Annotated in this window: 21 protein-coding genes and 1 riboswitch; of the genes, 8 read left to right on the top strand and 13 right to left on the bottom strand. The window is 67.2% G+C overall.

Annotation, left to right across the window (positions count from 1 at the left end):
* Positions 1–8: 8 nt before the first annotated feature.
* Complete coding sequence (locus tag BW39_RS00470) at positions 9–1,016, top strand: FecR domain-containing protein (RefSeq protein ID WP_043819052.1); 1,008 nt, start codon at positions 9–11, stop codon at positions 1,014–1,016.
* 133 nt (positions 1,017–1,149) lie between these two features.
* Positions 1,150–3,639 (top strand): TonB-dependent siderophore receptor, encoded by a 2,490-nt coding sequence (locus BW39_RS00465; protein WP_052155251.1) that lies wholly within the window; start codon positions 1,150–1,152, stop codon positions 3,637–3,639.
* A gap of 6 nt (positions 3,640–3,645) precedes the next feature.
* On the opposite strand, the gene BW39_RS00460 is transcribed toward BW39_RS00465, so the two are convergent.
* From BW39_RS00460 to BW39_RS00450, 3 genes are all read right to left on the bottom strand, one after another.
* The gene (locus BW39_RS00460) at positions 3,646–4,728 is read right to left on the bottom strand and encodes a metallophosphoesterase (RefSeq protein ID WP_013801428.1); all 1,083 of its coding nucleotides are present in this window, start codon (positions 4,726–4,728) and stop codon (positions 3,646–3,648) included.
* Between the two features lie 95 nt (positions 4,729–4,823).
* Positions 4,824–5,324 carry a dihydrofolate reductase gene (locus tag BW39_RS00455; RefSeq protein WP_043819050.1) on the bottom strand — a complete coding sequence of 167 codons (501 nt, stop codon included), beginning with the start codon at positions 5,322–5,324 and terminating at the stop codon, positions 4,824–4,826.
* Between the two features lie 21 nt (positions 5,325–5,345).
* The gene (locus tag BW39_RS00450; protein WP_043819048.1) at positions 5,346–6,170 is read right to left on the bottom strand and encodes a thymidylate synthase; all 825 of its coding nucleotides are present in this window, start codon (positions 6,168–6,170) and stop codon (positions 5,346–5,348) included.
* A 175-nt stretch (positions 6,171–6,345) separates the two neighbouring features.
* Here BW39_RS00450 and BW39_RS00445 point away from each other — a divergent pair, with 175 nt between their 5' ends.
* Positions 6,346–6,930 carry a hypothetical protein gene (locus BW39_RS00445; protein WP_043819045.1) on the top strand — a complete coding sequence of 195 codons (585 nt, stop codon included), beginning with the start codon at positions 6,346–6,348 and terminating at the stop codon, positions 6,928–6,930.
* A gap of 125 nt (positions 6,931–7,055) precedes the next feature.
* Here BW39_RS00445 and BW39_RS00440 read toward each other — a convergent pair whose 3' ends face one another.
* Together BW39_RS00440 and BW39_RS00435 are read right to left on the bottom strand one after the other, a co-directional pair.
* Positions 7,056–8,480 (bottom strand): FAD-binding oxidoreductase, encoded by a 1,425-nt coding sequence (locus tag BW39_RS00440; protein ID WP_043819044.1) that lies wholly within the window; start codon positions 8,478–8,480, stop codon positions 7,056–7,058.
* Positions 8,481–8,523: 43 nt separating this feature from the next.
* On the bottom strand, positions 8,524–8,922 hold the full coding sequence (locus BW39_RS00435; protein WP_016451330.1) for a DUF2069 domain-containing protein: 399 nt from the start codon (positions 8,920–8,922) through the stop codon (positions 8,524–8,526).
* Positions 8,923–9,029: 107 nt separating this feature from the next.
* Between BW39_RS00435 and BW39_RS00430 the strand changes: the two genes are divergently transcribed.
* Positions 9,030–10,376: a YihY family inner membrane protein gene (locus tag BW39_RS00430; protein WP_013801433.1), complete on the top strand. Its 1,347-nt coding sequence runs from the start codon at positions 9,030–9,032 to the stop codon at positions 10,374–10,376.
* A gap of 14 nt (positions 10,377–10,390) precedes the next feature.
* On the opposite strand, the gene BW39_RS00425 is transcribed toward BW39_RS00430, so the two are convergent.
* Positions 10,391–10,744, bottom strand: a complete 354-nt coding sequence (locus BW39_RS00425) for an Mpo1-like protein (RefSeq protein WP_043819042.1) — start codon at positions 10,742–10,744, stop codon at positions 10,391–10,393.
* Positions 10,745–10,962: 218 nt separating this feature from the next.
* Here BW39_RS00425 and BW39_RS00420 point away from each other — a divergent pair, with 218 nt between their 5' ends.
* Positions 10,963–11,790, top strand: a complete 828-nt coding sequence (locus BW39_RS00420; RefSeq protein WP_043819281.1) for an alpha/beta fold hydrolase — start codon at positions 10,963–10,965, stop codon at positions 11,788–11,790.
* 13 nt (positions 11,791–11,803) lie between these two features.
* Here BW39_RS00420 and BW39_RS00415 read toward each other — a convergent pair whose 3' ends face one another.
* Positions 11,804–14,236 carry an acetamidase/formamidase family protein gene (locus BW39_RS00415; protein WP_043819040.1) on the bottom strand — a complete coding sequence of 811 codons (2,433 nt, stop codon included), beginning with the start codon at positions 14,234–14,236 and terminating at the stop codon, positions 11,804–11,806.
* 160 nt (positions 14,237–14,396) lie between these two features.
* Between BW39_RS00415 and BW39_RS00410 the strand changes: the two genes are divergently transcribed.
* A complete protein-coding gene (locus tag BW39_RS00410) occupies positions 14,397–15,872 on the top strand; it encodes an acetamidase/formamidase family protein (protein WP_013801436.1) in 1,476 nt (491 codons plus the stop codon).
* Between the two features lie 36 nt (positions 15,873–15,908).
* Here BW39_RS00410 and BW39_RS00405 read toward each other — a convergent pair whose 3' ends face one another.
* Both BW39_RS00405 and BW39_RS00400 read right to left on the bottom strand, forming a co-directional pair.
* Positions 15,909–16,718 (bottom strand): alpha/beta fold hydrolase, encoded by an 810-nt coding sequence (locus tag BW39_RS00405; protein ID WP_034396198.1) that lies wholly within the window; start codon positions 16,716–16,718, stop codon positions 15,909–15,911.
* Positions 16,719–16,740: 22 nt separating this feature from the next.
* Positions 16,741–18,039, bottom strand: a complete 1,299-nt coding sequence (locus tag BW39_RS00400) for an O-acetylhomoserine aminocarboxypropyltransferase (protein WP_012206759.1) — start codon at positions 18,037–18,039, stop codon at positions 16,741–16,743.
* Between the two features lie 106 nt (positions 18,040–18,145).
* Between BW39_RS00400 and BW39_RS00395 the strand changes: the two genes are divergently transcribed.
* The gene (locus BW39_RS00395) at positions 18,146–18,598 is read left to right on the top strand and encodes a CBS domain-containing protein (RefSeq protein ID WP_012206758.1); all 453 of its coding nucleotides are present in this window, start codon (positions 18,146–18,148) and stop codon (positions 18,596–18,598) included.
* 154 nt (positions 18,599–18,752) lie between these two features.
* On the opposite strand, the gene BW39_RS00390 is transcribed toward BW39_RS00395, so the two are convergent.
* Positions 18,753–19,250: a helix-turn-helix domain-containing protein gene (locus BW39_RS00390; protein WP_043819037.1), complete on the bottom strand. Its 498-nt coding sequence runs from the start codon at positions 19,248–19,250 to the stop codon at positions 18,753–18,755.
* A gap of 199 nt (positions 19,251–19,449) precedes the next feature.
* Between BW39_RS00390 and aroC the strand changes: the two genes are divergently transcribed.
* Complete coding sequence (aroC, locus tag BW39_RS00385; RefSeq protein WP_043819036.1) at positions 19,450–20,547, top strand: chorismate synthase; 1,098 nt, start codon at positions 19,450–19,452, stop codon at positions 20,545–20,547.
* A gap of 66 nt (positions 20,548–20,613) precedes the next feature.
* Here aroC and nrdR read toward each other — a convergent pair whose 3' ends face one another.
* The 3 genes from nrdR to BW39_RS00370 form a co-directional block, all read right to left on the bottom strand.
* Positions 20,614–21,069 carry a transcriptional regulator NrdR gene (nrdR, locus tag BW39_RS00380; RefSeq protein ID WP_012206755.1) on the bottom strand — a complete coding sequence of 152 codons (456 nt, stop codon included), beginning with the start codon at positions 21,067–21,069 and terminating at the stop codon, positions 20,614–20,616.
* 22 nt (positions 21,070–21,091) lie between these two features.
* Positions 21,092–22,339: a serine hydroxymethyltransferase gene (glyA, locus tag BW39_RS00375; RefSeq protein WP_043819034.1), complete on the bottom strand. Its 1,248-nt coding sequence runs from the start codon at positions 22,337–22,339 to the stop codon at positions 21,092–21,094.
* Between the two features lie 34 nt (positions 22,340–22,373).
* A riboswitch (ZMP/ZTP riboswitch) is annotated at positions 22,374–22,549 on the bottom strand.
* Positions 22,550–22,686: 137 nt separating this feature from the next.
* Entirely contained in the window at positions 22,687–23,598 is a 912-nt protein-coding gene (locus BW39_RS00370; protein ID WP_012206753.1) for a lytic transglycosylase domain-containing protein, read from the bottom strand.
* Positions 23,599–23,724: the final 126 nt, after the last annotated feature.

Below are 23,724 nucleotides of genomic sequence, written 5' to 3'. Positions count from 1 at the left end.
GCCAGCCCATGACCGAATTCCGCCACGCATCCACCGGCCTGCCCGTTTTTGAAGGCCCGCCCGTTTCAGAAGCCGTGAGCCTGCAGGCCGTGCAATGGCTGGTGGCCCTGCAGGCCTGCGAGGCCGGCGAGGACACGCAGGCCTCGTGGCGGCGCTGGCGTGCCGATCATCCCGACCATGAGCGCGCCTGGCGGCACATCGAGGCCTGCGGCCTGCACCTGCGCGATCTGCCCGCACCGCTGGCGCATGGGGCGCTGCAGCCGCGCCACAGCCGTGCGCGCGGCCGGCGCCAGGCCATGAAGCTGCTGGCCCTGGCCGCGTTCACGGGCAGCAGCGCCTGGTGGATACAAGGCGGCGATTGGCGCGAATGGTCGGCCGACCACCGCACGGCCACCGGCGAGCGCCAGGCACTGACCCTGGCCGATGGCACGCGCATCCACCTGAACACGGCCAGCGCCATCGACGTGCGCTTTGACGTCAGCCAGCGCCTGCTGCGGCTGCTGGGCGGCGAGGTGCTGGTCACCACGGCCAGCGACCCGCAGGCCCGCCCCTTTCTGGTTGAAACCGCGCAAGGGCGGCTGCGTGCGCTGGGCACGCGCTTTGCGGTGCGCCAGCGCGATGGCGCCAGCCATGTGGCCGTCTTTGAGGGCGCGGTCGAGGTGCGGCCGGCAGACGCCCCGCAGGCCGTGCGCATTCTGGCCGCGGGCGAGCAAGCCGGTTTTGACCGCCTTGCCGTGGACGCGCCCCAGCCCGCCGACGAACTGGCCGCCGCCTGGAGCACAGGCCTGCTGGCCGCGCGGGACATGCCGCTGACCGACTTCATTGCCGAGCTGGCGCGCCACCGCAGGGGCCGCCTGGCCTGCGATCCCGCGCTCGCCTCGCTGCGCGTCTCGGGCATGTATCCGCTGGACGATACCGACCGCGTGCTCGACATGCTGGTGCGCACCCAGCCCATCGAGCTCACCGGCTTTGGCCGCTACTGGCTGACCGTGCGTGCCCGGCAGAACCGGACATGAGCCAAGACAGGCTGGATGGTTGTTGTTGCGAATTGTTGCAATTTGATCGATGCCTGGACCCGTTGGCATGAGGTGTTTTCTTTTCTCGCGTGGCAAGTCCTGAAGAAGCCACTTTTCAGGGAAGAGATATTTCATGGTCCAACGACTTGCTCACACTGCGGCACCGGCCTTCCGGCGCCATTCGCTGGCACTGGCTGCCAGCACCACGCTGGCGCTGTGCGCCGTCAGCGCAGCCCTTGCGCCGCAAACCGCGCAGGCCCAGGCCCAGTCAACCTCCGAAGTGCGCAGCTACGCCATACCGGCAGGCCCGCTGGAAGGCGCGCTGGCCCGCTTCGCCCAGGAAAGCCGCGTCATGCTGTCGTACACGGCGGCCGACATCGCGGGCAGGCGCAGCGCGGGCCTGAGTGGAAACCATGCAGCGCCTGCGGCCCTGGATGCGCTGCTGGCCGGCTCGGGGCTGGCCGCCCATGCGCAGCCCAATGGCGGCTATGCGCTGCGCCCCTTGCCCGAGGTGCGCACATCGCGCGGCCAGGCCGCCGCTGGGGCAGAGGCGGGCCTGCCGGCCGTCATGGTGACCGACACGCGCATCCGTGACGGCGTCACCGAAGGCTCGGACTCCTACACCAGCGGCACGGTCACGCTGGGCAAGACCGCGCAGGCGCTCAAGGACATTCCGCAATCGGTCAGCGTGCTCACGCGCCAGCGCATGGATGACCAGGGCATGACCAACCTGCCCGACGCCATCCACAACGCCACAGGCATGGTGGCCGTGCAGGGCGTGGGCGCAGGCCTGGCCATCAATGCGCGCGGCTTTGCGGTGGACTCGCTGCAGTACGACGGCCTGCCGTTCACGCGCAATACCTACAGCCTGGGCAACTGGGAGCAGGAGTCGCTGGTGTTCTATGACCGCGTGGAGATCCTGCGCGGCGCGGCCGGCCTGCTGCAGGGTGCGGGCAGCCCCGGCGGCGCGATCAACCTGGTGCGCAAGCGCCCGGGCCGCGAGCGCTCCGTGGTCTTCACGGGCAAGCTCGGCTCCGATGACCACTACGGCCTGCAGATGGATGCCAGCACGCCGCTCAATGCCGAAGGCACGCTGCGCGGCCGCGTGGTGCTGGACGGGGACTACAGCCACGGGTTCACCGAATACACGCGCGACCGCACGCGCAACATCTACGCGGCGCTGGACTACGACATCAGCGCCAGCACCACGGTGGGCCTGGCCGTGGGACAGCGCCACAGCCGCTCGCGCCCCATGATCGTGGGCCTGCCGCGCTTTGCCGACGGCAGCGACATCGGCCTGCCGCGCTCCACCTACACAGGCGCCATGTGGAACCGCGCAGGCAATGACCAGAACATGCTGTTCGCCGACCTGGAACACCGCTTCAATGCGGACTGGCGCTTCAAGATGGTGGGCATGGCCATGAACGAGAAGAACACCAACGTGCACCAGCGCGCCGTGGGCCCCATCAAGCCCGATGGCAGTGGCATGAGCTACGGCGATTTCGGCGTGGACTTCAACAATCAGCAGCGTGGCCTGGACATGTCGCTGTCGGGCCGTTTCAAGGCGCTGGGCATGGAGCAGGAAGTGCTGCTGGGCGCCAACTACGCTGGCTACACCACCAGCGACCGCTTCGTGCGCGCCTGGACCGCGGGCGGCAACATCTTCGATATAGACCACAACCGCCCCTGGCAGGACATGGAAAGCATCGCCGCGCGTGGTGCGGATGTGCGCAGTAATTACGACATCACGCAAAAGGGCCTGTACGGCACCTGGCGTGTCAGGCCCACGCAGGCGCTCACGCTGATCGCCGGGGGGCGCCTGGGCTGGTATGACTTCGCCTACCGCGCGCAATCGGGCGATTCTTCCACCAGCAAGACCACGGGGCGTTTCATCCCCTACGCGGGTGCCGTCTATGCGCTCAACGACAACTGGTCGCTGTACAGCAGCTACTCCACCGTCTTCGAGCCGCAGACCGCGCGCACCGTGCAGGGTGACCTCATCAAGCCGGTGCAGGGCCGCAACTACGAGGCCGGCATCAAGGGCGAGATGGCCGACGGCCGCCTGAACATGGCATTGGCCGTGTTCCGCTACGAGCACAAAAACCGCGCCGTCAACGACTACGACAGCGGCTTTGCATGTGATGACTGGTACTGCTCGCGCTCCTCGGGCAAGGTGCGCAGCCAGGGCCTGGAGGCCGAGATCTCCGGCAAGGTCGCCACAGGCCTGGAACTGGCGGCCGGCTACACCTACAACACCACGCGCTACCTGTCCGACCCCGACTACCAGGGCCAGATCTTCAACACCTGGACGCCCCGGCACATGCTGCGCCTGTGGGGCAGCTACCGCCTGCCGGGCGAGCTGGGCCGCTGGACGGTGGGCACGGGCGTGAATGCGCAGACCGACACCCTCAGCTCCGACCGAGCCTTTCCCCTGGCAGGCTTTGCGCTGTGGAATGCACGCGTGGCCTACCAGGTCTCGCCCGAGCTGAGCGTGGCGCTCAACGTCAGCAACCTGCTGGACAAGCGCTACTACGTGCCTTCTTACAACACGGTGTCGGGCAACAACTACTACGGTGCGCCCAGGTCGCTGTTGCTGACGCTGCGCTACGCGCCGCGGATCTAGCGCGTGTTATGCGGCAGCGGCCGCCGCAACGCCAAACTCCTCGCTGTCCGCCTGGGCGCCGTCGTCGAACACCAGGCGGCGCTCGGGCCAGCGCATGGCGGCGAGCTTGAAGCGCTGCTGCGGGTCCTCGCCCGCCAGGCGGGCGTTCCAGCGGCCGCCGACCGAGTAGTCCACGCAGAACACATTGCCGCGCCGGCCGTGCCAGGACAGCGGACCGGTCTGGCCGAACAGGTTCTCGGCCTGGGCGCCATGGAAGGACGGGCCGCCCCGGTTCAGGCGCCGCCAGTAGTGGCCCACGACCACGGCCTGGGCATCCTCATATTCGTTCCACCATGCCACGCGCTCGACGAAGCGCCACTTGCCGCCCGCGTAGAAGGGATTGCGGCATTCGCGCTCCACGCCCGAGGTCAGCACCTTGAGCGGATTGACCATGGCCTTGGCCAGTTCGCTCTCGCTGTGCGCGGGCAGGAAGGGCGGCAGCCAGTTGCGGTCTTCCAGGTCATGCGGCCATTGCTGGCGTTCGGCACGCATGCGCTCGGCCACCTTGTTGACCTGGGCCTGCTGGGCGGCCAGGGCCTCGTAGTGGTCGTAGGCGCTGCGTGCGCTGCCCAGCGGCAGCTCGCGCGCCATGGCGATCTGCTGCGGGCGCCAGGCCGCATGGACCACGCGCAGGTCCTCGCGCTCCATGGCGATGGGCAGGCGTTCCAGCAGGGCCAGGGTGTCAGGGATATCGCACAGCGGCATGCGCGCGAACGGCGCGTACTTGGGCGTATCGGAGGCCACGCGGCTGTCGAAGAACCAGCCGGAGCCGTCCTTGGCATCCTCGCGCAGCAGGTTGATTTCATGGTTGCCGAGCACGGCCAGCGCATGGCCCGACTCCAGCATGGGCACGACGCGGGCGAGCACGCCCGGGCTGTCGGGCCCCCGGTCGCAGAAGTCGCCGACGAAGACCAGGCGCCGACCCTGGGGATGGCGGCCCAGCGCGTCGTAGCCCAGGTGCCCCAGCAGTTGGTCCAGCGCCTCGGACTCTCCATGGATGTCGCCGACGATGTCGAGCGGACCGGGGGGCAAGGGCTGGACGAGGCTCATGGCGAAGAGGCGCGAAAGACGGCGAAGGCGTGGAAAAACGACATTATTTGCACAGACCCGCCGCGCCCGCCAGCCCCGTGTGCGACAGGGGTATGTCAGCGTCGTCGCAGGCGCACAAAGCTGTAGGGCAGCCCGTTGGCGGCCACATGGCGGCTGCGTGACGCTTCCTGCCACTCGGGGCCGAGCGTGGGGGCGAAGGCATCGCCTTCGTAGTCGCGCTCTATCTCGGTCACCTCGATGCTGTCGGCCAGCGGCAGGGCCTGGGCGTAGATCTGGGCACCGCCCATGACCCAGACGTCGGCCGATGCCTGGCGGCCCAGAGCCAGCGCCTGCTCCAGGCTGGTGGCATGCAGCACGCCGGGGGCGGCCGGCTCGGGCGCCCAGTCCGCCTGGCGCGTGACGACGATGTTGGTGCGCCCGGGCAGCGGCCTGAAGCGGGCCGGCAGCGAGTCCCAGGTCTTGCGGCCCATGACCACGGCCGAGCCCTGGGTCAATTGCTTGAAGTGCGCCAGGTCCTCGGGCAGGTGCCAGGGCATGGCATTGTCCTTGCCGATGACGCCGTTGGCGGCGCGTGCGTAGATGAGATGGATGGCCATCGGGCGGGTCTTTCTGCAGCCTCAGACGGCCACGGGGGCCTTGATGGGCTCGTGGTGCTGGTAGCCGACGACCTCGAAGTCCTCGTACTCGTAGCCGAAGATGGAGTCGGGCCGGCGCTTGATCTGCAGCGTCGGGTAGGCGAAGGGCTGGCGCGCCAGCTGGGTCTCGACCTGGGTGAAGTGGTTGTTGTAGATATGGCAGTCGCCGCCGGTCCAGACGAAGTCGCCCACCTGCAGGTCGCATTGCTGGGCCAGCATGTGGGTCAGCAATGCGTAGCTGGCGATGTTGAAGGGAACACCCAAAAAGATGTCCGCGCTGCGCTGGTACAGCTGGCAACTGAGCTTGCCGTCGGCCACATAGAACTGGAAGAAGGCGTGGCAGGGCATGAGCGCCATCTGCGGCAGGTCGGCCACGTTCCAGGCGCTGACGATGATGCGGCGGCTGTCCGGGTTGCTCTTGAGCTGCTTGACCACTTCGGCGATCTGGTCGATGTGGCCGCCGTCCGGCGTGGGCCAGCTGCGCCATTGCACGCCGTAGACCGGGCCCAGGTCGCCGTCCTCGCGTGCCCATTCGTTCCAGATGGTGCAGCCGCGCTCCTGCAGCCAGCGCACGTTGCTGTCGCCGCGCAGGAACCACAGCAGTTCCAGGATGATGGATTTGAGGTGCACCTTCTTGGTGGTGACCAGCGGAAAGCCTTCGGACAGATCGAAGCGCATCTGGTGCCCGAACACGCTGCGCGTACCCGTTCCGGTACGGTCGGTCTTGGACACGCCATGTTCGTAGACATGGCGCATGAAATCTTCGTACTGTGAGCGGGCAGGGCGGGGCGCGGCAGTCATGTTCATGGCGGGGATTATCCCTTGATGAATACGGCGCCTTGTCCGACGGTATCCATGCCCCTCGAAACAAGGTTTGCAACCCCCGGTGCGAAAATGGCTGCCGACGGGCGCCGGTGTCTTGCCTGGGCTTTCATACCGGCGCCATGGTTTTTTCGCATCCGCTTTGACAAGGAGCTTGCGCATGTCTTCCATGCTCTCCCCCTGGCAGGCCGGAATCGCACTGGGTGCCGCCATGCTGGCGCTGACAGCCTGTGATCCGCGCTCTCCCACCGTTCCCACTCCCAAGGCCGTGCAGTCCGTGGCACTCGATGTGGCCGCGCCCGCGCCCGCATTGACGCTGAACTTTCCCGAGCGCACGCGCCTGCCGTCCACGGCCAAGGCTGGCGAGCCCGGCTTGGACAGCCTGGCCGAGTACCTGGGCAAGTACCCCTATGACGGCACCAACTACCTGGAGCAAGGCGTGCTGGCCGACCGGCTCAAGGCGCTGCTGGGCACCAGCTACCCGACCCTGCTGAGCAATATGCGCACCGTGGGCCCGCTGACCAAGGAAGGCGATGTCTGGAGCATCGTCGGCCTGCGCCCCCACCAGGGCGGCGAGGAGATGGGAGCCATCGTGATCGATCCCGCGCGCAACGCACTGCGCGTGTGGCTGCTGACCGATGGCAAGCAGACCGACTTCTCCGACGCGGCCGGTGCCGACATCGCCTGGCCCAGCCAGGTGCAGAAGTCCTTCGCCGTGGTCGAGAGCAACAAGCCCGCTTCCTGATCTGCGCCTGGCCGGACCGGGCCGCACCTGGCCGAGTTTGGCCGCACCTGACCGCGTTTGAATGCAAGAACGGGCAGCGCCGCGCTGCAGCCCTGCCCGTTCCTGAAAAGCCGGCGCTGCCCGGATCAGGCGCGCGCCAGGATGCAGCCGGGATTCATCAGGCCTTGAGGATCCAATGCCTGCTTGATGGCGCGCATCATGCCAAGGGCCACGGGCGACTGGTACTTTTCCAGCTTGTCCACCTTGAGCGCACCCACGCCGTGCTCGGCCGAGAACGAGCCGCCGAATTCGGCCACGGCTTCATAGACGAGGTGGTTGACCAGGTGCTCTCGCTCGTTGAGGAAGGCCTTGGCGTCACCGCCCTCGGGCGCCTGCACGTTGTAGTGCAGGTTGCCGTCGCCCAGGTGGCCGAAGTTGACCAGGCGCACGCCAGGGATCTCGCGCTGCAGCACGGCATCGGTGTGTTCGACGAAGGCGGGAATGCGCGATGCCGCAATGGAGATGTCGTGCTTGATGTTCAGGCCTTCCTCGGCCTGGGCCAGCGGAATGCTTTCGCGGATGTGCCACAGCTCATGGGCTTGCGACAGGCTTTCGGCCACCACGGCGTCGAGCACGCAGCCGTCCTCGAAGGCCAGCTCCAGCAGCGCCTCGAAACGCTCGCGCGCATGTTGCTCGGACTCGCTGTCCGAGTTCTCGACCAGCACGTAATAGGGCGGCGCGCCGATCAGCCCGGCAAAGGGCACGCGCAGCTGGGGCATGTGCTTGATCACCAGGGACAGCGCGAACTGGCCCATGACCTCGAAGCCCGTCAGGCCCGCGCCCAGGTACTGGTGCGCCATGCCCAGCAGGCGCACGGCCGCTTCCATGGAGGGCACGGCGGCGAAGGCCGTGAGCTGTGCCGCAGGCTGGGGGAACAGCTTCATGGTGGCGGCGGTGATGATGCCCAGCGTGCCTTCGCTGCCGATGAACAGGTCGCGCAGGTCGTAGCCGGTGTTGTCCTTGCGCAGGCCCTTGAGGCCGTCCCAGATCTCGCCCTGCGGGGTGACCACTTCCAGGCCCAGGCACAGCTCGCGCGTGTTGCCGTAGCGCACCACCTGGGTGCCGCCCGCGTTCGTTCCCAGGTTGCCGCCAATGGTGCAGCTGCCTTCGGCGGCCAGCGACAGCGGGAACAGCAGGCCCTCTTTCTCGGCAAGCTCCTGCAGGCTTTGCAGGATGCAGCCGGCCTCGACGGTGAAGCTCAGGTTGTCGCGGTCGATGTTGCGCACGGCATTCATGCGCGTGAGACTGAGCACGACCTGCGTGCCGCTGTCGTCCGGCGTGGAGCCCACCGACAGGCCGGTGTTTCCGCCCTGCGGGATGATGCTGGTGCCTGCGGTCGCGCATTCGCGCACCACGGCAGCCACCTCGGCCGTGCTGGCCGGGCGCACCACGGCCAGGGACTTGCCGCGCACGCGGCGGCGCCAGTCCTGTTCATAGGCGACGAGGTCGCCCTCGGTGAGGACATGGGCTTCGCCGACGATCTGGCGCAGGCGTTCAAGCAGTGCAGTCATGTTGCAACTTCTTTCAAAGACGTGAAGGCATGAAAACGGGGACTCAGCCGCCGGCCGCCTGGGCCGCGCGGCGCGCGCTGCGCTGGCGCCAGCGCACATGCAGGGCGCAGGCGGTGAACAGCATCAGGCACAGGAAAACTTCGAGCAGCGCCAGCCAGCGGCCGGGCGCCGGGTCGCTCCAGGCGCGCACGACGCCCTCGGTGAAATAGATCCACACCAGCAGGCTGACCCAGCGGTAGGTATACATGCGGTGCTTGAGCAGGCCGATCAGCGGAATCGCCAGCGGCAGGGCCTTGAGCACCAGCCAGGAGCCCCCGGGCCGCATGGGCGCCAGCCACAGTTCCCAGGCCAGGCTCAGCACGATCAGGCCCATGAGGCTGGAGACCGCCAGCCAGCGGGTGGCGGCGACATCGGCGCCGGGGCGAGAAATGGAATCAGTCATCGGGGTGGCATCATATCGGCCATGGTCTTGTCCTTTGAACATGTGATTGCTTGGATGGTCACGCGCGTTCCCGTTTCAGGCACGCGCGTTGCAGCGGAGATATGGCGATGAGCGGCGGCCCCGGGCAGGAGCCTGCCGGTGGCCTGGAGGACGGTGCCGTTGCACTGCCCGCGCCCGAACAGGAGCGCAGCCTTTCGCTGATGGAGCGGCCCGAGCCTGTGGTGCCTCCATCCTGGCGCGAGCGCCTGCGCTGCTTTCCCTGGCGCAATACCGCGCACACGCTGCGCGAACGCTTTCGAGAGGACCGGCTGGGCGTCACCGCCAGCAGCCTGACCTTCACCACGGTGCTGGCCCTGGTGCCGTTCTTCACGGTGGCGCTGGCGCTGTTCACGGCGTTTCCCATCTTCTCGCGCGTGCAGATCGTGCTGGAGCGCTGGCTGATCGACAGCCTGATCCCCGAGACCATTGCGCGCCAGGTGCTGGGCTATCTGACGCAGTTCGCCTCCAAGGCCAGCCAGCTGGGCATGGCCGGTTTTTCCATTCTGGTGATCACGGCGGTCGCGCTGATCCTCACCATAGACCGCACGCTCAACAACATCTGGCGCGTGCGCCAGCTGCGGCCGCTGGGCCAGCGCGTGCTGATCTACTGGGCCGCGATCACGCTGGGCCCGCTGGTGCTGGGCCTGAGCCTGGTGCTGTCGTCCTATGTGATGTCGGCCTCGCGCGGGCTGGTCAATGCGCTGCCCGAGGGGTTGCGCTTCATCTTCGATTCCATCGAGTACCTGGCGCTGGCCGCTGGCATGGCGGGCCTGTACCACTACGTGCCCAATACGGCGGTGCGCTGGCGCCATGCCTGGGTGGGCGGCCTGTTCGTGGCCACCTGCATGGAGCTGGCCAAGAAGGCGCTGGGCCTGTACCTGGCCTCGGTGCCTACCTATTCGGTCATCTACGGCACCTTTGCCACCTTGCCGATCCTGCTGATCTGGATCTACATGGCCTGGATCATCGTGCTGCTGGGCGCCGTGGTCACCGCGTATCTGCCCATCGTCATGGCCGGCGTGCAGCGCATGCCCGGACAGCAGGGCTGGCAGTTCGAGATGGCCGTGGAAATCCTGCAGTACCTGGAGCAGGAGCGCGAGTCGCCCGCCAAGGGCCTGTATGCCAGCGATCTGGCACGACGCCTGCATGTGGACTGGCAGCAGATCGATCCGGTGCTGCAGGCGCTGTCCGTGCTCGACTGGGTGGGAACGGTGCAGGCGCCTGGCGTTGCGGCGGGCAGCGAGGGCACCGAGCCCCGCTACATGCTGCTGGTGGACCCGCAACACACGCCCTTGGCCCCCCTGGTCGAACGCCTGCTGCTGGCGCCTTCCGCGGCCGTGCAGCCGCTGTGGGAGCGCACGGGCCTGGCGGGCATGACGCTGGCCAGCCTGCTGGAGAGCCGGCCCCGGCCGTAGTGCCCGGCGCGGCGCTAGAGCGCAATGCGCCCGGTGAGGATGTCGCGCCACATCACCCAGTCGCCGCGAAAGCTGTACAGCGGGCGCTTGAAGCTGGCGGGCCGGTTTTTCTCGAAGCCGAAGTGCCCTATCCAGGCAAAGCCGTAGCCGAACAGCAGGCCGCCGAGCAGGAACCAGAAACTGCCGGTCAGGAACAGCGCGAACAGGCACAGCAGCGCCAGCGTGGAGCCGACGAAGTGCAGGCGCCGGCAGGTACGGTTGCTGTGTTCCTGAAGGTAGAACGGATAGAACTCGGCAAAGCTCTTGAACTGGCGCGGGTCCACGGCAGCCTGTGCGGCGCCGGGCAGGGGAGCGGAAGCGTGTGACATGGCAGGCCTTCGCGTGCATGGGGTGGCTTCAACTTATACGCCGCTGCCTGGCCTTTCGCCATCGGAGGAACCCGCGCGCCCGGGTTCGCAAAAGCTGCCCCGAGAGAGACAAAAGCTGCCGCATTCCGCCCCGCGCGTCGCCACGGTGTCGCCCTCTGGCGGCATGCAGGCGCATGATGTCTGCCGGGCCGGCGCCGACCGGCATGGAGTTTTTTTCGATGCCTTCCTCGTGCATGACCGACATCCCCGCATCCTTGAACGAAATCCGCATTCCCACGCCGCAGGGCAGCATCTACGTCAGGCGCTGGCAGGCGCCGGCGGCCGGCGAAGGCGAACAAGGCCCGGCGCGCGCGCCCATCGTGCTGCTGCACGACTCGCTGGGTTCGGTGGCGCTGTGGCGCGATTTCCCGCAGCAACTGGCCGAGGCCACGCGCCGCGATGTGCTGGCCTATGACCGGCTGGGCTTTGGCCAGTCCGATCCCTATCCGGGCACGCTGGGGCCGGGCTTTGTGGCCCGGGAGGCAGAGACCGTGTTCCCGGCCGTGCACCAGGGGCTGGGCCTTGGGGATTTCATTGTGCTGGGCCACAGCGTGGGCGGCGGCATGGCCGCCATGGTGGCGGCCCGATATGGCGCGCAGTGCAAGGCGGTGATCACGGAGTCCGCCCAGGCCTTTGTGGAAGATCGCACCTTGCAGGGCATTCGCGCGGCCCAACAGGATTTCGCCCGGCCCGGCCAGCTGGCGCGCCTGGAGAAATACCACGGCGACAAGGCGGCCTGGGTGCTGTCTGCCTGGGTCGATACCTGGCTGTCCCCGCCTTTTGCCGACTACCGGCTGGACGAGGCGCTGGAGGGCGTGCGCTGCCCGGTGCTGGCCATCCATGGAGAGCTCGACGAGTTCGGCTCCCTGGTCCACCCCGAGCGCATCCGCGACCGCGCCAGCGGCCCGGTGGAAGTGGAGATCGTGGCCGGTGGCGGCCACGTCCCCCACCGCGAGCAGCCCGAGCGCATTGCCCAGCGCATCGCGCGTTTCCTGGCACGGGTCTGATCCCGGGCGGGCTTCATTGGCCCGCCTGGGTGGACGCCGAGAGTTCCGGCGGAAACAGCGCCTTCTTGATCACGGCGTGCACGCCCCAGTTGCCGTCGACCACCTGCGTCACGGCGAAGTCCACGGCCACGGAGATCAGCGATACGGCCTCGTCCTCGTCCAGCCCGTGGGCCAGCATCAGATAGCGCCTTGCCTTGTGGAAGGCGTCACGCATGGCGCCTTCCAGCGATGACTTGCGATAGACCTGGGACTGCGCCTGGCTGCCCAGTTCGGCCAGGTGGTCGGTGAAGCTGAAGCCCTGTATCACCCATTCGGAGCCGGTCTCCAGGAAAGGGTGGTCCAGCTCTGCAAGGAAGCGGTTGTCCAGCGCGGCGCGCTTGTGCACCCGCAGCTCGAAGCTGCCGGTCAGCGAACATTCGATGGCCGTGCCGCACAGTTCCGAGTCGCCCTGGGAGGCATGCGGGTCTCCCACCGAAAACAGCGCGCCTGGCACCGAGACGGGCAGGAAGAGCGTCGCGCCCTTGCCGGCGCGCCAATTGTCCAGGTTGCCGCCGAAGTAGCTCGGCGGTATGGAGTCGATCAGGCCGGCCTCTCGCGGTGCCACGGCCAGCATGCCGAAATGCGGACGCAGCGGCACGCGTGCCTTGTCCAGCACACCAAAGCGCCGGGTGATGCTGGCGGGGTCCACGGGCACGCCCGGGTAGTCGATGGTCGGATGGACTACGCCGAACGGGTCGGTCTGCGGCGTCCAGCGGTAGTTGTAGACAGCGCGGGCCGTGGGCTCCTCGGGCAGTGCGTGGTCGATTTCGTAGATGGTGACCACTTCGCGCTGGCGGGGCTCCGTGATCTGGTCGCGGTAGTGAAAGCCCCACCAGGCGGCGGCGTTGCTGCCGAAGACACGGCCGTGGTGAGCGGGGCTGCAGCTGGGGCGTGGCTGCACGTCGAGGATGCGTATCTCCAGCAGGTCGCCGGGTTCGGCCTCATGCACATAGACGGGGCCGGTGCAGATGTGCACGCCGAAGCCCTCGCCCGCGCCGCGGCCGTAGATCGAGGCGTCCATCGGGCCCGCGCCGCGCCGGTCCACGGCCTTCTGGGCTGCGGTCCAGTGGAACACGCTTTCGGCGCCCGGATCGCCCTCGATCATGCGTTCCCAGTCGTCCGAGGCATGCTGGGTCAGCGTCTCCATGGTCACCACGTCACCCGAGCGCACCGAAAGCACGGGCTTGAGTGAACGGCTCAGGTAGCCCCAGTGCACGGTCTTGTCGGAGACCGGAAGGTAGTAGTGCTGGGGCGACGCACCGCCATTGTCTGCGTGCGCCGAGCGCTTGGGCACAAGGGCCAGCGCCTGGGCGTAGCGTGCATGGTCGCGCAGCAGGGCCTGGAACGGGCTGTGTGCCAGGCGCGCTGCGGCCGGTTCTGCAGCCTGCGCAGCGCTCTCGGCGGGCGAGGGGCGTCCGCGTTGGCCGGGCGGCGCATCCTGCACGCGCGCCGGACTGGCGCGATAGGCCTTGGGGGACAGACCATAGCGGGCCGTGAAGGCGCGGCTGAAGTTGGCGGCATCGCCAAAGCCCCAGCGAAAGCACAGCTCGGCGATGGAGAAATGCTGCAGCGAGCGGTTGCTCAGGTCCATGCGGCAGCGCTCCAGCCGGCGTTCGCGCAGGTAGGTGCTGAAGCTGGTGGCCGCTCCCTTGAACAGCTTTTGCAGATAGCGCGTGGACAGCCCCTCGGCGTCGGCGATGGCATCGATGGACAGTTCGGCATCGCCCAGCCGGGTTTCGATGGCGCGGCAGATGCGGCGCAGATGGCCAAGCTGTACGGCGCTAGGTGGCTCGGTCGCCTCGGCCTGCTCCTGGTCGGGATTGCCGGCGCGCGGTGTCAAGCAGGTGACCAGCATGTCGGTGAGCGTGGCCTCCACCGACAGCAGATCGTCCTGTGCCAGTGTGTCGATCTGCTCTGCCAGTGAGGCCGCCATTGCCATGCACATGGCCCCCACGCCGCCTGTCCCGCCGATGTGCCGGGCCTCGGGCGGGCACGAGCGCAGCAGGCGCAACAGAAAGCTCGAGGACTCCAGCCGCGCAAGCAGCAGGCGGCCGTCGCCGGGCAACTGCAGCTGCCAGTCCCGGTCTGACTCCAGCAGCAAGGCCGAGCCGGCCTTGAGCGGGAACGCGGCGTCCTCGATCACCGCATCGGCGCTGCCTTGCAGCAAGGCGCACAGCAGCAGGCCCGGGCCGCGCAGCCGCTTGGCCACGGCCCGCAGCGTCAGGGGCGAGGTGGCCAGCGTGATGAATACCGATCCCAGTGGCGAGCTGCGCAGCGCCAGGTGGGTGGACGGTGGCGTGGGCGCTTCGCCATGGATGTCTGCCCTGGACAGCGCCTCATTGAGCGCAGCCTGCCGCAAGGCATCGGGAAATGCGTGGGTGGAAAAGCGTCTTGGATCGTCGTGCATCAGGGGCGAACTATGAACTGCCGCGCACAGCCTGTCCAAGCCCGGCGCACCGGATGGCAGCCGCGACAAGTTTTTGTGCGCGCAGGAACAACCTGCCTGGACATGCTCGCCTGGACACTGGCGCTGCCGGCACCGATCCACAACAGCAGGAGTATTTTCGATGACCATCCCCCACCAAGAACATATCTGCGGCCCAGGCTGCCAGCACGGTGCTTCGCCAGCCGACGAGAAGCTGATCCGCGAGGAATTCCAGGTTGCACGCCGTTCCTTCCTGCGCGACGCCATGGTGGTCGGTGGCGGCGCGGTCTCGGCCGGCGCCATCAGCGGCGCGATGGCACCGTCCCGGGCCTTTGCCCAGGGCGCGCCTGGCGCCCGGGCCGGCCAGGGCATGGCCAGCCACTACTACATTCCCGCCTCTGCCAGCACCGTGCTCTGGGGCTACTTCAGCAGATCAGCCAAGCCGGTGGTCGAAGTCGAATCGGGTGACTACGTGACCATGGAGACGCTCACCCACCACGCCAATGACGATGCCGAACGCATGGTCCGGGGCGACCCTGGCGCCGAGAGCGTGTTCCACTGGGACAGCCAGCGCAAGAACGTCGATCGCCGGGGCGCCGGTCCCATGGATGCCAAGAACGGCGCAGGTGGCGGCCAGGGCGTGCACATCTGCACGGGGCCGGTACGCATCAAGGGCGCCCAGCCCGGCGATGTGCTGGAAGTGCGCATCATTGATGTGGTGCCACGCCCCTCGGGCAACCCTCAGTTCAAGGGCCGGACCTTCGGCAGCAATGCGGCGGCGAACTGGGGCTTTCACTATGGCGACACGCTCACCGAGCCCCGAAAGCGCGAGGTGGTCACCATCTACGAGGTGGATGCGACCGGCGAGCGCAACTGGGCCCGCGCCGTCTACAACTACCGCTGGACGCCGCAGACCGACCCCTTCGGCGTGGTCCACCCGACCATCGACTATCCGGGCGTACCCGTGGACCACCGCACGATCAGCAAGAACGAAAACGTGCTGCGCAATATCCGCGTTCCCGTGCGCCCGCACTTCGGCACCATCGGCGTGGCGCCGGCCGAGGTGGAGATGGCCAGCTCCATTCCACCCAACCACACGGGCGGCAACATCGACAACTGGCGCATCGGCAAGGGGGCGACCATGTATTTCCCCGTGGCCGTGCCAGGGGCCAACTTCACCGTGGGCGATCCGCATGCCTCGCAGGGGGACTCCGAGCTGTGCGGCACGGCCATCGAGTGCTCGCTGACCGGCACCTTCCAGCTGGTCCTGCACAAGAAGGCGGACCTGCCTGGAACGCCGCTGGCCGAGCTGGCCTATCCGCTGCTCGAAACCCAGGACGAATGGCTGCTGCACGGCTTCAGCTACGCCAACTACCTGGCGGAGCTGGGGCCTGATGCGCAAAACCAGATCTTCAAGAAGTCTTCCGTGGACCTGGCGCTGCGCGACGCCTATCACAAGATGCGCCACTTCCTCATGACCACCCAGGGGCTGGGAGAGGACGAGGCCATCTCGCTGATGTCGATTGCCGTGGACTTCGGCATCACCCAGGTGGTGGATGGCAACTGGGGCGTGCACGCGCTCGTGAAAAAGAGCATCTTCCCCGCGCGCGGCGCGTAAGTGCGTCCGGGCCCTGCGGGCAGGACCCGGCTGGGCTCAGCGCGCCAGGAAATCCCGGATGGCGAACAGCGTCTGGTCGGGCGCCTCGGTCATCTGGTTGTGGCCGCTGGGCAGGTGCACGATGCTGACCTGGCGCTGCGCGCCCCGGGCCGCCTCGATCAGGCCCTTGGCGGCCTTGGGCGGCGTCATCTGGTCCTGCTCGCCCAGGGCGAACAGGACCGGGCATTGCAGCGCCGCCATGGCCGCCTCGCCGCCCGCGTAGCTGTCGCAGGCCTTGAAGCCGGTGTGCAGCAGGTTGGTGCGGTCATTGCTGGCCAGCACGCGCCGGCCCAGCGCCATGCCGGCGCCGAATACCCAGCTGCCTGCGCCGCTGGGTGGTGCCAGCGTGGCGCGCGAGAACACATTGACCATGCGGATGGCCTGCTCGGGCGTGCTGAGCGCGGAGTCCAGCAGGGCGGGCGAGACCTTCATCGGATAGGCCGTGCCCACCAGCGCCAGGTGGCTGACGCGCGCGCCCAGCCGGGCGGCCGCTTCCATGGCGATCAGGCTGCCCCAGCTGTGGCCTACCAGTGCGGCCTTCCCGATGCCTGCCGCATCCATGAGCTGGCCGATGAAATCCGCTGCTGCCTCCACGCTGGCCGGCGCGTCACCCGCGCTGCGGCAGTGGCCGGGCAGGTCTATGGCCAGCACGTTCCAGCCGTGGTTGGCCAGGTAGCGGCTTTGCAGGGCCCAGACGCTGTGGTCGCACAGCACGCCGTGGATGAGGATGGCCGTGGGCTGGGCGGGGTTGAAGGCCTTGCCGCCGGTATAGGCGTAGATGGCGTGGCCCTGAACATCGATCTTCATTGTTGGTGTCTCCCTTGTCGGCTCACGCTGCCTTTTCAGCGGCCTTGAGGGCGCGCTTGAGGTCATCGATCAGGTCGTCGGCATCCTCCAGTCCGATGGACAGGCGTATCGTGCCCTGGCCGATGCCGGCCTGGGCCAGTGCTTCGTCGCTCATGCGGAAATGCGTGGTGCTGGCCGGATGGATCACCAGGCTGCGGCAGTCGCCCACGTTGGCCAAGTGGCTGAAGACCTTGAGCGTCTCGATGAACTTGCGCCCCTGGTTGCGGTTGCCCTTGATGTCGAAACTGAACACCGAGCCCGCGCCGCGCGGCAGCAGCTTCTTGGCGAGTTGGTGCGAGGGATGGGTCTCCAGCAGCGGGTGGCCCACGCGGCCCACCAGCGGATGGCTGGCCAGGAATTGCACCACCTTCTCGGTATTGCGGATGTGGCGCTCCATTCGCAGCGGCAGCGTCTCTATGCCCTGCAGGATCAGCCAGGCCGTGTGCGGGCTCATGCAGGCGCCGAAGTCGCGCAGGCCTTCGCGCCGCGCGCGCAGCAGGAAGGCGCCGGTGCTGCTTTCCTCGCTGAACACCATGTTGTGGAAGCCGTCGTAGGGCTCGGTCAGCTCGGGGAAGCGCCCCGACTTTTCCCAGTCGAAGCTGCCGCCATCCACCACGATGCCGCCGACCACGGTGCCGTGGCCCGACAGGAACTTGGTGGCCGAGTGGTAGACGATGTCCGCCCCGTGCTCCAGCGGCTTCATCAGCCAGGGCGAGGTCAGCGTGGAGTCCACCAGCAGCGGCACGCCGGCCTCATGTGCGATGGCGCTGATGGTGGGGATGTCCAGCACATCCAGGCCCGGGTTGCCCACCGTCTCGCCGAAGAACAGCTTGGTGTTGGGGCGCACCGCGGCGCGCCAGCCGTCGATGTCGCCGGGCTTGACGAAGGTGGTCTCTATGCCGAAGCGCGCCAGCGTGTAGTGCAGCAGGTTCTGCGAGCCGCCGTACAGCGCCGTGCTGGCCACGATATGGCTGCCCGCGCCCATGAGCGTGGCCACCGACAGGTGCAGCGCCGCCTGGCCGCTGGCCACGGCGATGGCGCCCACGCCGCCTTCCAGGGCCGAGACGCGCTGCTCCAGCACGGCGTTCGTGGGATTGGAGATGCGGCTGTAGACGTGCCCTGGGCGCTCCAGGTTGAACAGCGAGGCCGCATGGTCGCTGGACTCGAACACGAACGAGGTCGTGAGGTGGATGGGCGTCGCGCGCGCTCCGGTGGCGGGGTCGGGCTGTGCGCCCGCGTGCAGCGCCAGGGTGTCAAAGCCGGGGTCCGAGTAGCCGGGCATTCCTGTCTCCATGGTTGTCAAGGCAAGCGGGCATTGTGGGCTATATTTCCTGTCAGACACGGGCTTGCCGCAACCACGGCGACACAGACAAATTTGGAGATACGGCATGAAAGTAAGTGACATCCTGCGCGTCAAGGGCAACACCCTCTACACGGTGTCGCCGGACGAAAGCCTGGCCAGCGCGGTGCAGGTGATGTCGGAGCGCGATATCGGCTCCCTCGTGGTCATGGAGCATGGCGACGTGGTCGGCATGCTGACCTTCCGCGAAGTGATCCAGGGCTTCGTCAAGCACGGCGGGGTGGGCGAGACGCTGGTGCGCTCGGCCATGGACGACGCTCCCATGACCTGCACCATGGAAACCGACATGGACGAGGTGCGCCGCATGATGCTGGACCGCCACGCACGCTACATGCCGGTGATGGACAAGCGCATGCTCATGGGCGTGATCAGCCTGTACGACGTGGCCAAGGCCGTGGTGGACAGCCAGAACTTCGAGAACCGCATGCTCAAGGCCTACATCCGCGACTGGCCCGAGGGCGAGCGCCAGGGCGCGGACTGATCGTCGGGGCGATATCGACCTTTCGACCATTCGACTTTTTCACCTTGGGCAGCAAGGCCTCCGAACGCAAAATGCGGCGGAGGCCTTTGTCTTTGCGCGCAGGGCGCAAAGCAGACAGTCGCGTGAACAGCGAATGGATGGGCCGCAGGACCTGTCAGTGCACGCGGCGGCGTTTGGGCTTGAGCAAGGCGCTGGGCGGCACGTCATAGGCCTGTCTGAAGACGCGGCTGAAGTGCGAGAAGCTGGTGAAGCCGCAAGCCAGCGCCACATCGGTCACGCGCCGCGCATTGTCTGCCCGAAGCAGCAGGTGCGCCTGGGCCAGCCGTTCGTTCCAGAGCCAGCGGCTCGGGGTCAGGCCTTCGGTGGCAAACAGCCGCGCCAGGCTGCGCAGCGACATGCCCATGTCCTGGGCCACCTGCAAGGGCTTGAGCTCGGGGTCGTCGAGCCGGGCCCGCATGTACTGCTTGGCCTGGGCAAGCCTGTTGCGGGTTCTGAAATCGCCAGGGCTGGACGATGTCAGCAGCACATTCAGCAGCGAGGGGCGAAGGTCCTGCTCCTCGTCCTTGTGCTGAAGGCCTGGCGATGCCGGCGGAGTGCTGCCCGCATGGTCGCTGTGATCCTGGCTTTGCGTTGAGTCGTAAGAGGCCTGCATTTCACGAACCTCCCGCAGTTTGCGGCTGGTGCCTGTGTGGTGATCCGCAGGCGGTTGAAAAAGGGTGGATTGCAATTTTAACTATGAATATTTGCAATTCGATAGCTATATTTGTTATCACCGGGCGATGGCTGCCTGCGCAATGCACCGCCGCCGCAGGCACGGCGCTTGCGGGCTACCCGGGCATAATCGTCGGCCTATGAGCGGCAACACCTTCGGCACCCTATTCACTGTCACCAACTTCGGCGAATCGCATGGCCCGGCCATAGGCTGCGTCATCGATGGCTGTCCGCCCGGCATGGCGCTGAACGAAGCGGATATCCAGCAAGAACTGGATCGCCGCCGCCCCGGCACCAGCAAGTTCGTGACCCAGCGCAACGAGCCCGATGCGGTGGAAATCCTCTCGGGCGTCTACGAAGGCCGCACCACGGGCACGCCGATCGCGCTGCTGATCCGCAATACCGACCAGCGCAGCAAGGACTACTCCAACATTGCGCAGAGCTTTCGTCCCGGCCATGCCGACTACGCCTACTTCCAGAAATACGGCATCCGTGATCCGCGCGGCGGCGGCCGTTCCTCGGCACGGCTGACGGCCCCCACGGTGGCCGCTGGTGCCGTGGCCAGGAAGTGGCTCAAGGAAAAGTTCGGCACCGAGTTCCGCGCCTGCATGACCCAGGTGGGCGAGCTGTCGCTGCCCTTCGAGAGCTGGGAGCATGTGCGCAACAACCCCTTCTTTGCGCCGGTGGCCGATGTGTCCCAATACGAGGAATACATGGATGCGCTGCGCAAGTCGGGCGACTCCTGCGGCGCCGCGCTGCGCGTGCAGGCCAGCGGCATGCCGGTGGGCCTGGGCCAGCCGCTGTATGACCGCCTGGATGCCGACGTCGCCTACGCCATGATGGGCCTGAACGCGGTCAAGGCCGTGGAGATCGGTGCCGGTTTCGACAGCGTGGTCCAGCGCGGCACCACGCACGGTGACTCGCTGAGTCCCGAAGGCTTTCGCAGCAACAACGCCGGTGGCATCGTCGGCGGCATCAGCACGGGTCAGGACCTGGACGTGCGCATAGGCATCAAGCCCACCAGTTCCATCATCACGCCGCGCGAATCCATCGACGTGCAGGGCCAGAGCACCGAGGTCATCACCAAGGGGCGCCACGACCCCTGCGTCGGCATCCGCGCAGCGCCCATCGCCGAAGCGCTGCTGGCCCTGGTGGTGATGGACCATGCGCTGCGCCACCGCGCACAGTGCGGTGACGTGGATTCGGGCCTGGCTCCCATCCCTGCCGCCGCGCCCTGAAAGCACTGCCAGGCCACCAAAGAAAAAGCCGCCCAAGGGCGGCTTTCTTGCGTCCTGCCGGCCTGATCAGCCGGGATTGCGCACCTCATCCATGACGTTCTTGAAATCGTCCACATCCTCGAAGCTGCGGTAGACGCTGGCGTAGCGGATGTAGCCGACCTTGTCGAGCAGCTTGAGCTCGCGCATCACCATCTCGCCCAGGCGGCTGGAGAGCACTTCGCGCTCGCCCAGGTTGCGCAGTCGCTCCTCGATGCGCTCGATGGCGGCATCGATCTGCTCTGTGCTCACGGGGCGCTTGCGCAGCGCGATCTTGAACGAGCCCAGCAGCTTGGCGCGCTCGTACTCGATGCGCCGCCCGTCCTTCTTGACGATGGCGGGAAAGCTGACCTCGGGCCGCTCGTAGGTGGTGAAGCGCTTGTCGCAGCCGCCGCACTGGCGGCGGCGGCGGATGAAGCCCCCATCCTCGGCCTCACGGGTCTCCACGACCTGGGTGTCCGGATGGCTGCAGAACGGGCACTTCATGGCAGGCCTCTATGCGTGCAACTCAGGCGCCGTAGACCGGGAAGCGGGCCGTCAGCTCGGCCACCTGGGCGCGCACGCGGGCCAGGTTGGCTTCGTCGCTGGGGTTCTCCAGCACGTCGGCCAGCAGGTTGGCTGTCAGGCGGGCTTCCTCTTCCTTGAAGCCGCGCGTGGTCATGGCGGGCGTGCCCACGCGGATGCCGCTGGTCACCATCGGCTTTTCGGGATCGTTGGGGATGGAGTTCTTGTTGATCGTCATGTGGGCGGCACCCAGCGCGGCTTCGGCCGCCTTGCCGGTGATGCCCTTGGCGCGCAGGTCCACCAGCATGACGTGGCTTTCCGTGCGGCCGGAGACGATGCGCAGACCGCGTGCCGTCAGCGTTTCCGCGACAACCTTGGCGTTCTTCACGACCTGTTCCTGGTAGGTCTTGAACTCGGGCGACAGCGCTTCCTTGAAGGCCACGGCCTTGCCGGCAATGACATGCATCAGCGGGCCGCCTTGCAGGCCGGGGAAGATGGCGCTGTTGATGGCCTTCTCGTGCTCGGCCTTCATCAGGATCACGCCGCCGCGCGGGCCGCGCAGGCTCTTGTGCGTGGTGGTGGTGACCACGTCGGCATGGGGCACGGGGTTGGGGTACACGCCTGCGGCGATCAGACCGGCATAGTGGGCCATGTCCACCCAGAAGATGGCGCCGACTTCCCGGGCGATCTTGGCGAAGCGCTCGAAATCGATGGCCAGGGCGTAGGCCGATGCGCCGGCCACGATGATGCGGGGCTTGTGCTCGCGCGCCAGCGCTTCCATCTTGTCGTAGTCGATGGCTTCTTCGGCATTCAGGCCGTAGGAGACCACGTTGAACCACTTGCCCGACATGTTCAGCGGCATGCCGTGCGTCAGGTGACCGCCTTCGGCCAGGCTCATGCCCATGATGGTGTCGCCGGGCTTGGCAAAGGCCATCAGCACGGCCTGGTTGGCCTGGGAGCCGGAGTTGGGCTGCACGTTGGCGGCTTCGGCGCCGAACAGCTTCTTGACGCGGTCGATGGCGAGCTGCTCGACCACATCGACGTTCTCGCAGCCGCCGTAGTAGCGCTTGCCCGGATAGCCTTCGGCGTACTTGTTGGTGAGCTGGGAGCCCTGGGCTTCCATGACGGCAGGCGAGCAATAGTTCTCGCTGGCGATCAGCTCGATATGTTCTTGTTGACGCAGGTTCTCGGCCTGGATGGCGGCAAAGACTTCGGCGTCGACCTTCTCGACGGTATTGGTGCGTTGAAACATGGCAGTCCTGTGAACTTGAAATTCCCTTGAGGCCAAGGGCTGCCCAGGCGAACGGCGGAACACTCCAGATCCCGCGTGCGCATGGAGGCTGGGCGGTACGCTCCCCGGTGGTTCACAGAAGGTGGTCCTTCTCGGGCCTTCTGCTGGTTTCCACGTCAGCGGCAGCGGTGCGTGAAGCGGCTGCGCCTATCGCCAGTTGCGTACCCCGCTAGTGTAGCTGAGCCGGTGGCGCCGAAGACCTGGCAGGGGCGTTGCAGAAGGCGTTTGCGTGGGCCACCTGCAGTTGGATCGGGCATGAAAAAAGCTGGCCTTGGCCAGCTGTGCATTCACTATGCCGGGAAGCCAGGCTACAGCGCCGGCTCCTGGGACTGAAGGGCCACCTGCTCGGAGCGGGCAGAGGTGTTGCTCGAGCTGACCGGCACGGCTGCAGGCGCAGCCGCTGCTGCCGGGCCCGAGGCCTCGGCCACGGGGGTGGCCGGCTTGGTGGAGGCAACCTGTACAGCCTGCCGGGGCTGATCGACCTTGGCGGTCATCAAAGGCACGGCACGCAGGCCGGCGGCCATGCGCAGGCGCTGGTGCTCGGCCAGCACCTTGGCGGCGTAGCCACCATCGGTGGGCAGGTTGGCCGCGCCCACGTAGTAGCGCAGGCCTCCTTCGATGGAGCCGGCGCGCTCGATGCATTCCTTGAGCACGCGCACGCCCACGCGCAGATTGCTGACCGGGTCGAAGGCAGCATTCTGGCCACCGAAGTTCTCATACTTGTCGGTATGCACCGTGGTCATCACCTGCATCAGGCCCTGCGCGCCGACAGCGCTTTGCGCAAACGGGTTGAAGCTGGACTCGATGGCCATGATGGCCAGGATCAGCGTCGGGTCCAGGCGGTTGACCTTGCCCAGGTCATAGGCCTCGCTGACCAGTGCCGCGATCGGCTCAGGCGCCACGCGGTACTTCTTGCTGAGCCAGAAGGCCACGGCTGCCTGCTCCTTGGGCAGGTTCTTGGGGTTGGTCGCCGTCGCCCGATCGCTGGCAGCGAGTTCGACGGGAACACCCAGCTCGGCCATCTGGCGAGCGGTCAGCCAGGAGCGCAGCTGGCTCTCTCCGGCATCGCGCAGGTCAGGACGGGCGAACAAGGTGATGGCCATGAAGGCCACAGCAAGGCCCAGCAGGGCGAAGCTGTTGTGGATGATGGCAAGAAAACCGTTGGCCACATCGATGGCGAACGTTCGCGCGGCGGCGAAAAATTTTCCTGACGCTGGCATAGCTTTTTCCTTTCTAGGGGCACCAACCCGAAACGGCCTTCGCCGAAGCGAAGGCCGGTGAGGCTGACACCCTGGATTGGGTGCTGCGGATCCGGGAGGCTGGCGCTTGGTGCGCCATTGCGTTGT

The organism is Delftia sp. RIT313, from assembly GCF_000632165.1.
GTDB classification, from domain to species: domain Bacteria; phylum Pseudomonadota; class Gammaproteobacteria; order Burkholderiales; family Burkholderiaceae_C; genus Comamonas; species Comamonas acidovorans.
Note: the sequence above shows the minus strand (reverse complement) of the source record. Positions and strands in the feature narration are given on the sequence as shown.

What these genes read in the sequence shown, in the direction of transcription:
- BW39_RS00430 (WP_013801433.1), top strand. Translation starts at nt 9,030, where the DNA reads ATGAGCGGCGGCCCCGGGCAGGAGCCTGCCGGTGGCCTGGAGGACGGT.
- BW39_RS00405 (WP_034396198.1), bottom strand. Translation starts at nt 16,718, where the DNA reads ATGAAGATCGATGTTCAGGGCCACGCCATCTACGCCTATACCGGCGGC.
- BW39_RS00450 (WP_043819048.1), bottom strand. Translation starts at nt 6,170, where the DNA reads ATGAACATGACTGCCGCGCCCCGCCCTGCCCGCTCACAGTACGAAGAT.
- BW39_RS00460 (WP_013801428.1), bottom strand. Translation starts at nt 4,728, where the DNA reads ATGAGCCTCGTCCAGCCCTTGCCCCCCGGTCCGCTCGACATCGTCGGC.
- BW39_RS00395 (WP_012206758.1), top strand. Translation starts at nt 18,146, where the DNA reads ATGAAAGTAAGTGACATCCTGCGCGTCAAGGGCAACACCCTCTACACG.
- nrdR (WP_012206755.1), bottom strand. Translation starts at nt 21,069, where the DNA reads ATGAAGTGCCCGTTCTGCAGCCATCCGGACACCCAGGTCGTGGAGACC.
- BW39_RS00455 (WP_043819050.1), bottom strand. Translation starts at nt 5,324, where the DNA reads ATGGCCATCCATCTCATCTACGCACGCGCCGCCAACGGCGTCATCGGC.
- BW39_RS00440 (WP_043819044.1), bottom strand. Translation starts at nt 8,480, where the DNA reads ATGACTGCACTGCTTGAACGCCTGCGCCAGATCGTCGGCGAAGCCCAT.
- BW39_RS00400 (WP_012206759.1), bottom strand. Translation starts at nt 18,039, where the DNA reads ATGCCCGGCTACTCGGACCCCGGCTTTGACACCCTGGCGCTGCACGCG.
- BW39_RS00445 (WP_043819045.1), top strand. Translation starts at nt 6,346, where the DNA reads ATGTCTTCCATGCTCTCCCCCTGGCAGGCCGGAATCGCACTGGGTGCC.
- BW39_RS00370 (WP_012206753.1), bottom strand. Translation starts at nt 23,598, where the DNA reads ATGCCAGCGTCAGGAAAATTTTTCGCCGCCGCGCGAACGTTCGCCATC.
- BW39_RS00420 (WP_043819281.1), top strand. Translation starts at nt 10,963, where the DNA reads ATGCCTTCCTCGTGCATGACCGACATCCCCGCATCCTTGAACGAAATC.
- BW39_RS00470 (WP_043819052.1), top strand. Translation starts at nt 9, where the DNA reads ATGACCGAATTCCGCCACGCATCCACCGGCCTGCCCGTTTTTGAAGGC.
- BW39_RS00465 (WP_052155251.1), top strand. Translation starts at nt 1,150, where the DNA reads ATGGTCCAACGACTTGCTCACACTGCGGCACCGGCCTTCCGGCGCCAT.
- glyA (WP_043819034.1), bottom strand. Translation starts at nt 22,339, where the DNA reads ATGTTTCAACGCACCAATACCGTCGAGAAGGTCGACGCCGAAGTCTTT.
- BW39_RS00390 (WP_043819037.1), bottom strand. Translation starts at nt 19,250, where the DNA reads ATGCAGGCCTCTTACGACTCAACGCAAAGCCAGGATCACAGCGACCAT.
- BW39_RS00410 (WP_013801436.1), top strand. Translation starts at nt 14,397, where the DNA reads ATGACCATCCCCCACCAAGAACATATCTGCGGCCCAGGCTGCCAGCAC.
- BW39_RS00425 (WP_043819042.1), bottom strand. Translation starts at nt 10,744, where the DNA reads ATGTCACACGCTTCCGCTCCCCTGCCCGGCGCCGCACAGGCTGCCGTG.
- aroC (WP_043819036.1), top strand. Translation starts at nt 19,450, where the DNA reads ATGAGCGGCAACACCTTCGGCACCCTATTCACTGTCACCAACTTCGGC.
- BW39_RS00435 (WP_016451330.1), bottom strand. Translation starts at nt 8,922, where the DNA reads ATGACTGATTCCATTTCTCGCCCCGGCGCCGATGTCGCCGCCACCCGC.
- BW39_RS00415 (WP_043819040.1), bottom strand. Translation starts at nt 14,236, where the DNA reads ATGCACGACGATCCAAGACGCTTTTCCACCCACGCATTTCCCGATGCC.